This is a genomic window from Amycolatopsis panacis (genome assembly GCF_003600245.1).
Taxonomy (GTDB): Bacteria; Actinomycetota; Actinomycetes; order Mycobacteriales; family Pseudonocardiaceae; genus Amycolatopsis; species Amycolatopsis sulphurea.
Genome location: NZ_QZFV01000076.1, coordinates 1 through 15,293 on the forward strand (window position 1 = coordinate 1; position 15,293 = coordinate 15,293).

Annotated in this window: 9 protein-coding genes; 8 read left to right on the forward strand and 1 reads right to left on the reverse strand. The window is 70.5% G+C overall.

The genetic code is table 11. The features are described 5' to 3' along the window. Nucleotides 1–281: 281 nt before the first annotated feature. Complete coding sequence (locus D5S19_RS12660) at nucleotides 282–1,115, reverse strand: alpha/beta fold hydrolase (protein ID WP_120023660.1); 834 nt, start codon at nucleotides 1,113–1,115, stop codon at nucleotides 282–284. A gap of 351 nt (nucleotides 1,116–1,466) precedes the next feature. Between D5S19_RS12660 and D5S19_RS12665 the strand changes: the two genes are divergently transcribed. The 8 genes from D5S19_RS12665 (at nucleotide 1,467) to D5S19_RS12700 (ending at nucleotide 15,279) form a co-directional block, all read left to right on the forward strand. Further along, nucleotides 1,467–1,805, forward strand: coding sequence for a WXG100 family type VII secretion target (locus tag D5S19_RS12665; protein ID WP_120023553.1), 339 nt, complete (start codon nucleotides 1,467–1,469; stop codon nucleotides 1,803–1,805). A 33-nt stretch (nucleotides 1,806–1,838) separates the two neighbouring features. Further along, the gene (locus D5S19_RS12670; protein WP_098512683.1) at nucleotides 1,839–2,138 is read left to right on the forward strand and encodes a WXG100 family type VII secretion target; all 300 of its coding nucleotides are present in this window, start codon (nucleotides 1,839–1,841) and stop codon (nucleotides 2,136–2,138) included. A gap of 70 nt (nucleotides 2,139–2,208) precedes the next feature. Beyond that, entirely contained in the window at nucleotides 2,209–2,754 is a 546-nt protein-coding gene (locus D5S19_RS12675) for a hypothetical protein (protein WP_199730469.1), read from the forward strand. A gap of 52 nt (nucleotides 2,755–2,806) precedes the next feature. Then, nucleotides 2,807–6,901, forward strand: coding sequence for a hypothetical protein (locus D5S19_RS12680; protein WP_120023554.1), 4,095 nt, complete (start codon nucleotides 2,807–2,809; stop codon nucleotides 6,899–6,901). Between the two features lie 28 nt (nucleotides 6,902–6,929). Next, nucleotides 6,930–10,943 carry a type VII secretion protein EccCa gene (eccCa, locus tag D5S19_RS12685; protein ID WP_120023555.1) on the forward strand — a complete coding sequence of 1,338 codons (4,014 nt, stop codon included), beginning with the start codon at nucleotides 6,930–6,932 and terminating at the stop codon, nucleotides 10,941–10,943. A 16-nt stretch (nucleotides 10,944–10,959) separates the two neighbouring features. Continuing rightward, a complete protein-coding gene (eccD, locus tag D5S19_RS12690) occupies nucleotides 10,960–12,345 on the forward strand; it encodes a type VII secretion integral membrane protein EccD (RefSeq protein ID WP_120023556.1) in 1,386 nt (461 codons plus the stop codon). 20 nt (nucleotides 12,346–12,365) lie between these two features. Then, on the forward strand, nucleotides 12,366–12,605 hold the full coding sequence (locus D5S19_RS12695; RefSeq protein ID WP_120023557.1) for a type VII secretion protein EccB: 240 nt from the start codon (nucleotides 12,366–12,368) through the stop codon (nucleotides 12,603–12,605). 16 nt (nucleotides 12,606–12,621) lie between these two features. Further along, nucleotides 12,622–15,279 (forward strand): hypothetical protein, encoded by a 2,658-nt coding sequence (locus D5S19_RS12700; RefSeq protein WP_199730470.1) that lies wholly within the window; start codon nucleotides 12,622–12,624, stop codon nucleotides 15,277–15,279. The last annotated feature ends 14 nt before the right edge of the window (nucleotides 15,280–15,293 follow it).

Consider the following 15,293-nt stretch of genomic DNA (forward strand, 5'->3'; position numbering starts at 1 on the left):
CGGACTCTGAGTCTGTGAAGGGTCCCTTCACAGACCCGAAACCGGTCCGGCGCACCCTACGAGGTGGTCGCACACACCTCCGCATCGCCCACTGCCGGGTCCCCGACGAACTTTGCCGACACCCTGGGAAGATGGTGTGTGCGAAAGCGAGAAAAGACAATACCGCTGCCTGAGGCGATCCCCGCTTTTCAGTGCTGGAAAATGACCAATCGGCTCAACGGGCAAGGGACTCCTCGGGTGGCTATTCCGAGTTGGACAGTCCACTTCGGATAAGGCAGGAATCAATGCCCGCCGAGATGTTCGACGAGCAACGAGGTGACCGCTTCCGGTGCCTCCTCCACGGCCCAATGCGAGACGTCTTCCAGCATCTCGAACCGGTACGGCCCGGTGCACCACTGCTCGGTGGCCAGCGCCGCGGCAGAGCCGAACGCAACGTCCTCTGTAGACCACAGATACAGGGTGGGCACCGTGATCCGGCCGATCTTCCCGCCCGGGCGGCCGGCCCGGTACCAGTTGAGCGCGGCGGTCAGCGCGCCCGGCTCGGTGAGCCGCCCGACGTACTCGTCGACCTTGCTCGGCGGGATCCGGCGGTCGAAGATCTCCCGCAGCGCCTTGGCGTTGTCGGCCAGCATTCGCCGCTCGGTGGCCGGGGTCTGCCGCCATTCGGTCATGTACCCCGAACGCAGGTGCTGGTCCTCGTCGGTGCGCATGGCCTCGGCGAGTGCGCCGGGGTGCGGAGTGGACACCACGGCGAGGCTGCGCAGCCGGTGCGGGTGCTCGTCTGCGGTCCACCACGCCACCGCGCCGCCCCAGTCGTGACCGATCAAGTCGAACCGCTGCCAGCCAAGGGCATCGGCCATGGTGACCACATCGGACACCAGGGTCGCGATGCCGTACTCGGCGGGCTGCTGCGGGCGCACGCCGGGGGAGTAACCGCGCTGGTCCGGCGCCACCGCACGGTAGCCGAGCACCCCGAGCGTGGCCACTTGGTGTTCCCACTCGACCGAGGCCTCGGGGAAGCCGTGCAGCAGCAGCACCGGGCGGCCGTCCGCGGGGCCGGCGGCGATCGCGTCGAAGGATCCGGCCTCGGTCGGGATGCTCAGTTGCTCGATCACCTGCCGCACTCTAGCGCCGGGGCGCGCCCCGGCGCACTCAGGCAAAGGCAGTGGCCAACCGGGCAAGGGTGGTGGCTGAAGAGGCAACCGCGGGTAATAACGGCCGGGGCTTCGTTGTCCCGGTTAGCGGATACCCGAGAAGAACGGAAGGTAACCAGTTGCCCCGCCGTCCGTGACCTGGTGGTCAGAAGGGAACAACGCGGCGACAACGCATAGATCAGGCACTTACCGTAAGACTGCAGGCTCCCCCTGCCCTCCGTACCGGCCGAACGAAGGGCAGTTGCGGAGACCTCGGACCGGCCTGATGCATCGGGCCGGTGTTTCTCGGAAGAACCGACTAGAGGAGAAAGCATGGCTTCGCAGGACGGCGCCCTCGTCGATACCAACGTCATGCGCAAGGGTGCGCAGACGATCAGTGACACCGGGCAGAACATCACTGGTGTGAACCAGCGGGTCGACGGCACCATGCAGTCGCTGTTCGGCACTTGGCGGGCGGACTCGGCCACGGTGTTCAGCCAGGCCATGACGCAGTTCGACTCGACGTGCCGCAAGATCGTGCAGAAGCTGGAGGAGCTCTCGCAGAACGTGCAGACCTCGGCCAGCGACTACGACACCCGCGACTCGGACAACACCTCGGCCGCGCGCAACAACTCCGCCGTCATCGGCGGCGGCGGCCTCCAGGGCTTCTGATCCCCCTTCCCCTTCACGAAAGGACCACATCCCATGGCTTTGGGTCAGTTCCAGATCAGCTTCGCCCAGATGCAGGACACCGTCGGGCAGGCGAAGCAGCAGTCCAACCAGATCACCGAGCTGCTGGACCAGATGAAGGCCGTCATCGACGGTCAGCGTGAGCAGTGGACCGGTGTCGCCGCCGACATGTTCAACGAGACGTACACCTTCTGCCACCAGGCGGCACTCACCCTGCCGCAGGCGCTCGACGCCGCCTCGCAGACCCTCGGCTCGATCAACGAGGGCACCTCGACCACCGAGGGCAACAACGCCAAGCGGTTCGCCGCGCACTGATCCCGTTCTCCTGTGGTGCGGCATCCGGTGCCGCACCACAGGAGAGTTCCGGAAAGGAGGGAGTACGACAGTGGATGGCAACGGCAACGGAGAAAACAAGAGCGCGCTTTCGGGCGACATGTCGGACTCGGAGAAGCCGAAGTTCCACAGCCCTGGCGACCAGAAGCCGCCGGATCCGCAGCACGAGTGGATTCCGCCGGGCAACGTCGGCAAGCCGCCGCCCGTGCCGGGTGGTTCGGACCACCCGGGCAAGGGTGTGACGGCGGTCAACACCGAGGCCATGCGGACGTTCGCGAAGAACCTGCAGTCGCTCGCCGACGGCCCGATCAAGAGCCTGCCGGACAAGCTGGAAGGCGTTCAGCTGAAGCCGGGGGTCTTCCTCACCGCGCAGGAGAAGATCGTCAAGCCGATCACCGGCCCGGGCGGTCTGCGGGACACGACGAAGTCCGCGATTCACGACCTGTCCAAGGCGCTCGACGAGGTCGCCGAAGCGGTCATCACGGCCGCCAAGGCCTACGAGAACGCCGACGAGGTGAACAAGATGTCCGCTGACCAGTACAACCAGTACTTCAACCGGGTCAACGGCCACATCACCAACGCAGGCCAGCAGCGCTGACCGCTCGGGCGGCGGTCTCTCCGGGTTCGACTCGATCGAGGGAAGATGTCGGGTGGGTAAGAAGGACGACGAAAACAGCACCAACGGCTTCACCGCGGACGAGACAGGGGTCTGGCCCGACTCGTCGCAGTCGCCCAAGACGAACAGTGGCGGCGACCCGACGAAGGACTTCGAAGGCCTGACTTGGAAGCAGATCGAAGCCGCGGTGCTCGGCGGGGGTTCCATGCAACCCGGCCAGGAAGGTCTGGACCAGGCTTACGGCAACGTGAACTGGCAATCGTTGCAAACCGCCGCCGGGATCTTCCAGGAGACCCAGCAGAACCTCGCGATGATCGCGCAGGCGATCAAGGAGCAGACCGCCGCCCTTGCGGGACCGGACGGGCCGTGGAAGGGCACCGCGGCCACGAACTTCACCACCATGATGACCACGCTCCAGAACAAGTTCCTCGATCTGGCGGACCGGATCGGGGACAACGGCGGCGCGAACAACGTGCCGAACGAGCTGGTCAACTCCGCCGCCTACCTCAAGTGGGCGCAGGACACCATTCGCTACATCGACCGCTTCTACGCCGCGCAGGTGCTCGCCCAGGGAAACAAGTACAAGCTCAACGATGGACGGGCCTACATCTCGCAGTTCGACGAAGCGGTCAAGATGATGACCGACGACATGAAAAAGGTCGCCGGCCAGCTCGCGCAGAAGTACCACGGCGTGACCGTCAACTCGGGACAGAACACCCCGCCGACCACTCCGAGCCCCACCCCGCCTCCGCCGCCCCCGCCTCCGCCACCTCTGCCCAACCCGCCGCCTCTGCCGACTCCTCCGCCGCCCCCGCCGATTACGGCTCCGCCGGGTGGTGGCCCCGGTGGCGGTGGCCCCGGTGCCAACGGCGGGCCTCCGCCGCTCAACAAGCCTCCGGTCCCGTCGCCTCCGGGCGATCTGGGGGGTAAGGGTCTTGGCGGTAATGGCACGCCTTCGCCGCTGAACAACGCGTCGATTCCGTCGCCGCCGGGTGATCTGGCGGGTAAGGGTCTCGGTGGAAACGGTGGTGCGCCGCCGCCGTTGAGTAGTGCGTCGATTCCGTCGCCGCCGGGTGATTTGGGTGGTAAGGGTCTTGGTGGTGAGGGTGGTGCGCCGCCGCCGTTGAGCAGCGCTTCCATCCCGCCGCCGGGCGATCTGGGGGGTAAGGGCCTTGGCGGTAATGGCACGCCTTCGCCGCTGAACAACGCGTCGATTCCGTCGCCGCCGGGTGATCTGGCGGGTAAGGGTCTCGGTGGAAACGGTGGTGCGCCGCCGCCGTTGAGCAGCGCGTCGATTCCGTCGCCGCCCGGCGACCTGGGTGGCAAGGGCGTTGCTCCGCCTCCGGTGGCCAGCAAGTTCTCGATGCCGCCGTTGAGCAGTCCTTCGCTCCCGGCGCCGCCCGGCGCCAACGGGCAGGGGAACAACAGCCTCGGCAACAACCTCAAGTCCCCGAACTCGCTGGGCGGCAACGGTGGCTCGCAGGCCCCGCCGCCGCTCAAGGCGCCGTCGATTCCCCCGCCACCGAGCGACCAGCTCGGCGGGAGCAACCTCCACTCGCCCAACCTGCCGTCGCCGCCGGGAAGTCCGGGCAGCCTCGATAATGGTGGCAACCTCCACTCGCCGAATCTGCCGTCGCCGCCGGGCAGCCCCGGCGACCTCGGGAGCCTGCAGTCGCCGGAGCTCCCGGCGCCGCCGGGAAGCCCGGGCGGTCTCGGTGGCAGCGGGGGGAACCTGCACTCGCCGTCCATCCCGCCGGCGCCCAGCGCCAACGGGCTCGGTGGCAACAACAGCCTGCCCGGCGACGCGCTCAACCACATGCCACCCGGCATGGCCCCGCCGTCGGACAAGACGCCGGGTGGCGGTGGCATGCCGATGATGCCGCCGGGTGGCATGGGTGGCGGCGGTGGCATGAACACGCCGTCCGCGGATCGGTCGGATGCCTCCGGTCTGGTCGGCGGCATGAAGAAGCCGTGGGTGCCCAGCCCGCCCCCGGGTCTCGGCAATCCGGACACGAACATCGAGACGCCGCCGCTTACCTCGGCCAAGTGGGCGCCGCCGCCCAGCGCGGGCGGTGGGCTCGGCGACGGTGTCGGCGGGCCGGGTAGCCACGGTGCCGGCCCGGGCGGCCTCGGCAAGATCCCGGGCGCGCACGGTGGCAGCAGCCCCGACGCGATCAAGGGTCTCGGCGAGAGCAATCTGCCGAAGTTGCCGGAGCCGATCGTTAATCAGGGTGGAAACCACCAACAGCAGCAGGTTCCGGGTGGTCAGCAGCCGATGATGCCGCCGGGTGGCATGGGCGGCGGTGGTGGCGGTATGAACACGCCGTCGGCGGACGGGCCGGATGCCAAGGGTCTGCTGCGCTTGGGGGACGAGCCGTGGGCGAGCAGTACCCCTGATGGAATCGGTGATCCGGCGTCGCATGGGGACACTCCGCCGCTGGAGTCGGCCAAGTGGGCGCCGCCGCCCAGCGCGGGCGGTGGGCTCGGCCACGGCATCGGTGGTCCCGGTGCGGGTGGACACGGGGAGCACGGCTCGCCCGGCGACGGGTTCAAGGGTCTCGGCGAGAGCAATCTGCCGAAGTTGCCGGAGCCGATCGTCAATCAGGGTGGAGACCATCATCAGCAGCAGGTTCCGGGTGGTCAGCAGCCGATGATGCCCCCGGGTGGCATGGGCGGCGGTGGCGGTGGCATGAACACGCCGCCGGCGGATCGGTCGGATGCCAATGGTCTGCTCGTCAACCCTGGCGAGCCGTGGGTCGGCAGTACCCCTGATGGCATCGGTGATCCGGCGTCGCATGGGGCCACTCCGCCGCTGGAGTCCGCCAACTGGGCGACGCCGCCCGGTGGTCCCGCGAACAGCGCTGGTGTCCCGCACGCCGATGTCCCCGGCTCGCCGGGCGAAGGCGTCAAGGGCATCGGTGAGGCCGGCCAGCCGAAGCTGCCGGGCCAGATCGACGAGCAGGTGGAGAACCACCAGCAGCAGCAACAGGTTCCGGGCAACCAGCCGCCGATGATGCCCCCCGGTGGTATGGGCGGCGGCCCCGGCGGCATGAACACGCCGTCGGCGGAACGGCCCGGTTCGTCGGAGCTGCTGGGCAACAACGGGCAGCCGTGGCAGGGCACCACGCCCGACGGCGTCGGCGACCCGTCCTCGTTCGGTGCCACGCCGCCGAGCGACGCGGCGGCATGGGCCACTCCGCCGGACGGCGAGATCAACGGCCAGGAATCGGTGGGGCAGCCGGCTGAGAACGCGGCCGAGCAGCGTCCGCAGCAGAACTCACAGCCGAGTCCCGGCGCGCCGATGGTGCCGCCCGCACTGGGTGGTGCCCCGGGCATCCCGCCGCTGCCCGCGGCGGGGCGGCCAGATTCGGCCGGGCTGGTCGGTCCCGGGCAGGAGCGCTGGGCAACGGCCGCCCCGGAGGGGATCGGGCACGGGGACACCCCGCCGGCCCCCGCGGCACAGTGGGCGAATTCGTCCTCTGTGGACACTCCGGCGCACCCCGGTGCGGCAGTCCCGGTGGTTTCACCGGCGACCGTCCCGCCATCCGTGCCAGAGGCGCCCAAACCGGCCGAGCCCGCCAAGGCGCAGCACCCCGTCGCTGATCAGCAGAGCCCGTCGAACACGGGCTGGGGCACCGGCACGGACCAGAGCGCCGACGAGGCACCGCACGGTGGCGGCGATTTCGTGCGGATCGATGTGGTGCGGCCAGTGGACTCCGAGGACATCTCCGCATGGGACGTCGGCACCGCCGAGTTCCTGCCCGGCTCGCCGACGGGCACGCCGGGCTCGGGCGGTGACCGGGAAGAGGCGACCAGCACCGAGTTCGTGCAGCGCAGTGCCGACCCCTGGCAGCCGCCCGCCGACGAGCCCGCCGACGAACCGATGCTGAGCACCTACCAGCGGGTTCGCGGCGGACCGAGCGAGGTCATCCTCGACGAAATGCCGACCTGTGGCGACCTTCCGGAGGGCCAGCAGCCGGCGGAGCCCGCCAAGGACGCCGAGGACGAGGCGGCCGACGGCGAGAACGAGGAGGAAGAAGAGGAACGCAAGATGGCCGATCTGCTCCGGCAGGACCACTCGGCCTGGGGCGCACCGGTGAGCCGCAGTTCTTCGGGAGTCCTCGAATGAGTACGGTGCGCATGAGTACGGTGCGCCGATGAGCACGGAGACGGTCAAGCGCGGGCCGCGTGCGGTCGGCCCGGAGCTGCCCGAGGGCCAGGAGGAGTTGCAGGAACCGCCGGTGATGGCGGAACCGGCGGTTCGCGACTTCAACTCGCTGCTGATGATGCTGCCGATGGCGATCGGTTCGCTGGTGATGGTGCTGGCCTTTTCCGGCGCCGCGGGCAGTTCTCCCTTCACCTACGTCATCGGCGGCGGCATGGGCGTGTCGATGATGGCGATGAGCCTCGGGCAGCTGGCCAGGCCCGGTTCCGAGCGCAAACGGAAGATGAAGGCCGAGCGCCGGGATTACCTGCGCTACATCAACCAGGTCCGGGAGCGGGCCCGCGGGACCGCGGAGGATCAGCGGCGGGCGGTGGCGTGGAACAACCCGTCGCCGGATTCGCTGTGGTCGCTGTCGATGGGCTCGCGCCTGTGGGAGCGCCGGGTCAGCCACGAGGACTTCGCCCGGGTGCGGATCGGGCTGGGCACCCAGGAGTCGGCGCTGGAGCTGGTGCCGCCGGTGACCAAGCCGATCGAGGACCTGGAACCGCTGTCGGCGATCTCGCTGCGCCGGTTCACCGAGACCTATCGCACGCTGTCGGGAATCCCGATCGCGGTGGGGCTGCGCAGCTTCACCAGCATCGAGTTCGACGGCGATCCGGACGCGGCGGTCGCGCTGGCGCGGGCGATGGTGGCGCAGCTGGTCACCTTCCACTCGCCGGACGAGCTGCGGCTGGCGGTGCTCACCACGGAGTCCGAGCAGGCGCAGTGGGACTGGGTGAAGTGGTTGCCGCACAACAACCATCCGACCCTGCGGGACGCGGCCGGTCCGCTGCGGCTGCTCGCCGCGGACCACGACGAGCTGATGGACATCCTCGGCCCGGACGTGGCCGACCGCGACGATCACGACAAGACCGTCGGCCCGACCACCACCGAACCGTTCGTGGTGGTCGTGGCGCATCTGGCGCCGATCCCGGAGTCCTCGCGGCTGCTCGGCGCGGGCCTGCGCAACGTGGTGCTGCTGGACGTGACCGGCACGCTGCCGGGCGGCCCGAAGGTGCTGCGGCTATCCACAAAGGAGGATCGAATCGAGTTCCCCGCCGGTACCGCGGTGGGGTCGGCGATCCGGGACGAGCTGTCGGTGACCCAGGCCGAGGGGCTGGCCCGGCTGCTCGCGCCCAAACGCACCAGCGGCACGCTGGAGATCGCGGATCAGCCGCTGGAAAGCGATTTCGGGCTGACCGCGCTGCTGGGCATCAAGGACGTACACACCTTCGACATCGCGGCGCAGTGGCGGCCGCGGGCGGTGCAGCGGGCCCGGATGTCGGTGCCGATCGGGGTGACCGAGGACGGCGAGATCGTAGAGCTGGACCTGAAGGAATCCGCGCAGGGCGGGATGGGCCCGCACGGGATGCTGATCGGCGCGACCGGGTCGGGCAAGTCGGAGCTGCTGCGGACGCTGGTGCTCGGGCTGGCCGCCACGCACTCCTCGGAGATCCTGAACTTCGTGCTGGTGGACTTCAAGGGTGGTGCGACGTTCCTCGGGATGGACCGGCTGCCGCACACCTCGGCGACGATCACCAACCTGGCCGACGAGCTGCCGCTGGTCGACCGGATGCAGGACTCGCTCAACGGCGAGATGGTGCGGCGCCAGGAACAGTTGCGCGCCAGCGGTTATCCGTCGTTGTACGAGTACGAAAAAGCACGCGGCGCCGGTGAGCAGCTCGCGCCGATGCCGACGTTGTTCCTGGTAGTGGACGAGTTCTCCGAGCTGCTGAGCGCGAAGCCGGAGTTCATGGAGCTGTTCGTCTCGGTCGGCCGGCTCGGCCGCAGCCTCGGGGTGCACCTGCTGCTCGCCTCGCAGCGGCTGGACGAAGGCAGGATCCACCGGGTCGAGGGCCACCTGTCCTACCGGATCGCGTTGCGGACCTTTTCCTCGATGGAGTCCCGCAGCGTGATCGGCGCGGGCAGCGCGTACGAACTGCCGCCAGAGCCGGGCAACGGGTACCTGAAGATCGACACCACGAACCTGGTGCGGTTCAAGGCGGCCTACGTGTCCGGGCCGGTGCCCGCCGGCAGCGGCGAGAATTCGGCGGTGGCCGCGGCGCGGGCGAGCCGCGAGGTCGTCCCGTTCTTCACGCAGGCCCGCCCGGCCAAGCTGATCGTGCGTGACGACGAGCCCGAACCGGTCGAGAAGAAGTCCGATGTGGAGGCTTTGGAAGCGACGGTGCCGGGTGGACCGACGCTGGCCGACGTGTTCGTCGAGCGGCTGATCGGGACCGGCCCGGCGGCCCGCCAGGTGTGGCTGCCGCCGCTGGCCGAATCGCCCAGTCTCGACTCCCTGCTGCCGAGTGTGCTGCCGGACCCGGCGCGCGGTATGTCGGTGCAGGACCCGGCGCACTGGGGCAGGCTGCGCGTGCCGATGGGGATGATCGACCGGCCGTTCGAGCAGGTGCGCGAGCTGCTGCTGGCCGACCTGTCCTCAGCGGCCGGGCACGTGGCCGTGATCGGCGGGCCGAAGACCGGCAAGTCGACCATGCTGCGCACGCTGGTGCTGGCACTGGCGATGACGCACACCCCGCAGGAGGTCCAGTTCTACGGGCTGGACTTCGGTGGCGGCGGGATCATGTCGCTGTCCGGGCTGCCGCACATCGGCTCCATCGCCACCCGGCTCGAACGCGACCGAGTGGTCCGGACCATTGAAGAGATCTCGCAGGTCATGGAAGGCCGCGAGGCGATGTTCGCCGAGCACGGCATCGAGTCCATGGACGCCTACCGGCAGCTGCGCCGGGCCGGCCGGATCGACGACCCGTTCGGCGACGTGTTCCTGGTGGTGGACGGCTGGTACAGCCTCAAGAACGACTACGAGGACCTGGAACCGAAGATCGGCGAGCTGGCCTCGCGCGGGCTGTCCTTCGGGGTGCACGTGGTGATCGGCGCGACCCGCTGGTCGGAGATCCGCCCGTACCTGCGGGACCTGCTGCAGACCCGGTTCGAGCTGCGCCTGGGTGACCCGATGGAGTCCGAGATCGGCTCGCGCAAGGCGAAGACCGTGCCGAACCAGCCGGGCCGCGGCCTCACCCCGGACGGCCTGCACTTCCTGGCCGGGCTGCCGCGGATGGACGGCAGCGGGAACACCGACGACCTCGCCGCGGCCACCAAGGCGGTCGCCGAAGAGGCGCGGCTGTTCTGGGCGGGTGCCTCGGCACCGGCGGTGCGGCTGCTGCCGGCGAAGCTGCCGATGGCCCAGCTGCCCCCGCCCGACGGCGATCTGCGGGTCGCGCTCGGACAGGACGAGCAGCGGCTGCTGCCGGTGTGGCACGACTTCGCGGCCACCCCGCACCTGCTTGTCTTCGGCGACAACGAAACCGGCAAGACCAACCTGCTGCGGCTGGTGCTGCGCTCGGTCCTGGCGCGTTACCAGCCGAGCGAGGCGAAGATCGTGCTGGCCGACCCGAGCCGGTCACTGGACGCCGAAGTGCCCGAGGAGTACCGCGTCGGCTACGCGACCACCACCGAGGCGTTGCAGGAGCTGGCGAAGCAGGCGAGCGTGTCGCTCACCCCGCGGGTGCCGGACCAGACCATCACCGCGGACCGGCTCAAGCGCCGGGACTGGTGGACCGGTCCGCGGCTGTTCTTCGTGATCGACGACTACCAGCTGCTCACCGGCGGGCTGGGCACCCCGCTGGAACCGCTGTTGTCCTTGCTGTCGCAGGGTTCCTACATCGGCTTCCACCTGATCCTGGCGCGCAGCACCTCGGGTGCGATGCGCGCGCTGGCGGACGCGGTGGTGCGCCGGATCTGGGAGCTGGGCAGCCCGGGCGTGGTCTTCTCCTACCCCAAGGAGGAGGGCAAGTTCCTCGGCGAGGCGGCGCCCCGGCAGCTGCCCGCCGGCCGCGCGCAGCTGGTCACCCGGCGCGGCGTGAAGCTCATGCAGACCGGGTTCATCCCACTGGAACAAGATCGGACCGGCGAGGGCCTGTCCCGGCTGGCGGGGGATCTGCGATGACGGAACGGGGTGTGCGATGAGCACGTTGACCGGCGAACTGTGCCGGATCACGGTGTACGGGCCGCAGGGCCGGGCGGACCTCGCGGTGCCGCTGTCGGTGCCGCTGACCAGCCTGCTGCCGGTGCTGCTGCAGCACACCGGCGGTCCGGTGGAGATGGGCGACTCCTGGGTCCTGCAGCGCCTGGGCGAACCGCCGCTGGACGCGGCCGGCACCCCGGAGTCGCTCGACTGGAAGGAGGGCGAGGAATTCCACCTGCGCCCTCGCGAGGATCCCCTGCCGGAGCTGGACTTCGACGACATCGCGGACGGTATGGCCACCGCGGTGAGCAGGCAGTCCGGCCGCTGGCGCCCGGAGTTCAACCGCGGCCTGTTCCTCGGTTTCGCGATCTTCTCCCTGGTGGTGCTGGCCAGGGTGCTGCTCTACCCGGGTGCGACCGGGCTGACCGCGATCGGCGGCGGGGTGGTCTCGCTCGCGCTGCTGGTCGCGACCGTGGGCACCGCGGTCCGCTCCGAGGACAACACGCTGCTGACCCTGCTGGGGCTCGGCGGCTGCGGATTCGCGTTCCTGTCCGGCGCGGTCGCGGTGGCCGGCACCGGGCCGGTGCTCGATCTGCGGGGTGCGCCGATCCTGACCGGATGCCTGACCTTCGCGCTGGCCGGCAGCCTGCTGATCGGCGGCCGGGCGGCGTGGGCGCCGTCCATCCCGTTCGTGCCCTTCGGCGCGGTGGTGGCGACCGGAGTGGGCGGTGCGCTCACGTTGTGGCTGCACCTCGGCCTTGACCTGACCACCGTGCAGACGGCCGGGCTGGTCACCACCGTGCTGGTCGGGTTCATGGTGTTCGCGCCGCGGGTCGGCATCCGGTTCGCCCGCATCCGCGGCCCGCAGCTGCCGCGTTCGGCGAGCGAGCTGCAGTACGACATCGAGCCGGCGCCTGCCGAACAGATGGTGCGCCAGACCAGGTACGCCGACGGTTACCTGACCATCGCCTGCCTCGCCGCCACGGCGCTGTTCACCGCATGCTTCCCGTTCCTTGTGGACGGTGGGGTGTTCCCGGCGATCCTCGGCGGGCTGGTGACCGTCGCGGTGCTGATGCGGTCCAGGGCGCTGCTCGGTGTGTGGCAGCGGGTGCCGCTCTCGGTGGCCGGTGCGATCGGGCTGGTGCTGGGCGGGCTCTCGCTGATGGAACCGCTGGCGGAGCACTGGCGCGCGGTCTGTCTGGCCGGCCTGTGCGTGGTGTTCTTCTTCCTGCTGCTGGCCATGTTGCGGCCACCGCCGCGGCGGCTGCTGCCGATCTGGGGGCATCTGGCGAACTGGCTGGAAACGCTCAGCGCGGTGGCCATGCTGCCGATCCTGCTGCAGTTGTTCGGCGTCTACTCGTGGGCCATGGGGCTCTCCGACTGAGCGAAGGATGAGGTGATCCGGTGCAGACGCAAAAGGACCACGTCGAGGCGTATTCGTTCCTGATCGGACGGATGACCTCGGCACTGGTGCTCGGGGATGCGAGCCACCTGGACGTGCCGGCCAAGCGGGCCTGGACCGGGTTGCTGATCGGGCTGGTGCTCGGCCTGCTGATCGCGGTCGGGTTCTTCGTGTACGGGCTGATCGCGCACCACACCGGATCGGGGCCGGCGCCGATGCCGAACCCCGGCCACACCATCTGAGCGGAGGAAGGTGACCATGGAGCTCTCCCCGATCCGGCGAGGCAACGCGCAGGCGGCGCGGGCCGAACTGGACAAGAAGACCGTGGGGAACGCGCTGGTGGTGCACCTCGCGGACGGCATGACCGGCGAGGCACAGGCGCTGGCCCTCGGCGTCGCCGAGGACACCGAGCACGATCTGGTGGTCGTGGACCTGCCGGTGGACTCGCCGATCTCGATGTGGGAGTCGGTGGCCAAGGCGCTGCCGCGCCGGCGCCGCGGGGTGCGGCTGGTGATCGGCGGCCGTTCGCGTGAGGCCACCGCCCTGGCCGGGCAGTGGCTTGCCGAGCGGATCAACCGGCCGGTGCTCGCGCCGGACGGCTCGGTCATTCCCAGCGCGGGCGGCGCGTTGTTCGTCCACTCCGGACGCGGCAGCGGCTGGGTGCGCTTCCGGCCGGGCCGCCCGCCCGCCTGGGAGGCCAAGCGGTTTCCGCGCCCGGCTTGGGATTCCGGGATCACCGCCGAGCTGACCTCGACGAGTTCCCGGGGCGTGGCCGAACCGCTGCCGGGTGGTCTCTGGATCCGTCCGGTCGGGTTCGACGCCCCGCAGCGGCACCACCGCCGTGCGCTGATCTCCGGGATGCCCGCCCAGCACGACACGATGACCATCGTGCTCGGCTGCCCCGGCTGTCCGCCGCTGACTCTGGACGACGCGGCCCGGCTTTGGGTGCGGCTGCCCGAGCAGGTGCGGGCCAAGGCCCGCTTCGTGCAGTACGGGCCGATGACGGTGCCCGCGGAGAGCACGCTCGGGCAGGCGCTGGCCGATCTGCTCGGCAAGCCGGTCGCCTTCTACGCCGGGGTGCCGGTCGGCTCCCCGCAGCTGCCCACCCTGCAGACGGTGCTGTTCGACGGCACGCTCGGCTGGCGTCCGTTCGCGGGGGAACTCGGCTACCAGCCGCGCGAATCCGCCGAAGCACCCGCGCCGTTGCCGGAGCTGCTCGCGCACCGGCCGCCGATGCACGGGCTGGAGGAAGTCGCCCCGTCCGTCTACTGGTACGCGCCGGACGCGGTGATCGAGGTCGTGCAGTCCGGTCTGCTGGTGCGTTCGCCGCAGGACGGCCCGAACACCGTCGCGGTCCGCGGGGCCACGCTCGACGCCGCGGTGCACAACCTCACCTTCGACGCTGCCGATCCGCAGTCCGCGCCCCGGATGCGGTTGCTGGCCGAGGATCTGCTGCGCCGCCTGGACGAGCAGACCCGGCGGCTGAGCCGGGTGCTGCCGGCCGCGGCGCTGCTCGCCGAACGGGCTCGTCCGCAGGTCACCACCCGGGCGCTCGCCGAGATCGGGGCGGGCGACCCGGCCCGGCCCGCCGCCGGGCAGGCCGGTGGGGAAGGCCCGGCCCAGCCCGCGCCTTACCGGCCGGCGACGCCCGTGGCCGCTTACCAACCCGCCGCACAGTCGGCGCTGGGCATCGCCCCTCCGGCGGAAGTGCCCGGTGGGGTCGCTGCCCCGGTCGCGCCGCCGATGCGCCGGGGTGCCCCGACGGACCTGGGCGACGCGGGGCCTGCTGCTCCGCCGCGTGAAGCCCCGTCCGCCGTGCCTCCTGCCCAGGTCGGCAAGCCCACGGCCGCCGCGACCGGAATCTCCACCGTTTCCGAGCCCGCCTCGCCGCCTGCGGAGATCCCGACCGTCTCGGCGGCCGGTCCCGCCGCGCCGGAGTCCACTGTGGACTCGTCGCTCGCCCGGCGGCTGAACCCGGGGGCGGCCGTGCCCCCGGCTTCGATGAACGCGCCGGTCACGATCACCTCCGCGAGGCCTCCCACGCCGGTCGACCCGGAATCCTCGCCGGAGCCCGAAGCCGAGCCCGCGAAGGTCCCGGCACAGCTGAACTTCCAGACGACCCCGGGTGCGGAGGCGACCGCCCTGCTGCCCAAGCGCGGGGTGGACAAGGAACGCCAGTGGCTGCGCAAATCGCTCGGCGCGGAATACGGCCTGATGTCGAACTCGGTGGCGCGGATCCTTTCCGAGCACCCGGGATTCCAGGGCGTGCTGTCCACTTCGTCCTCGGCCGAGGTGCTCACCGACGCGGTCGCCGTGCAGCTTTACCTCTCCGTCAAGGGCGCCTCCATCGACGCCGGCCTGCGCGGCGGGGTGAACGGCCCGCACGTGCCGGTCGCCCGGTGCGTGGTGTCCGGGCTGAGCCGGCTGCCCTCGCACCGCGGCACCGCCACGTTCGCCACCGAGCTGCCCGCCAGCGCGTGGCCGCTGCTGGACGGGCGGAAAGTGCTGACCGAGTGGGGATTCCTGAACGCGCTGACCAAGCCGTCGTCGGCAGTGGACGGTGACACCGACGTACTGGTGTGGTCGATCACCGGGCGTCGCACCAAACTGCTGGAGCCGGCCGAATGCGGAGTGGCGAACCGGGTGCTGTTCGTCCCGGGCACCAGCTTCAAGGTGCTCGCGGCGCGTCAACCGGCCGACGGCGCGCGCGGCATGGTGCTGCTGCGGGAGCTGACCGCGAGCGAGATCGACGACTCCGGCCGGGTGGCCGGCGACCGGGCCTCACTGGACGAACTGGCCATGAACTCGCTCCGGCGCACGCTGGAGACCTGGGCGGAGGCGGGCGAGGAGCCGGCCCGCACGGTGATGGACAAGCAGGCGGCGGAGCGGTTCGGCGCGCTCCCGGGCCTGGCCTGAGGGTGGAGAGGCGG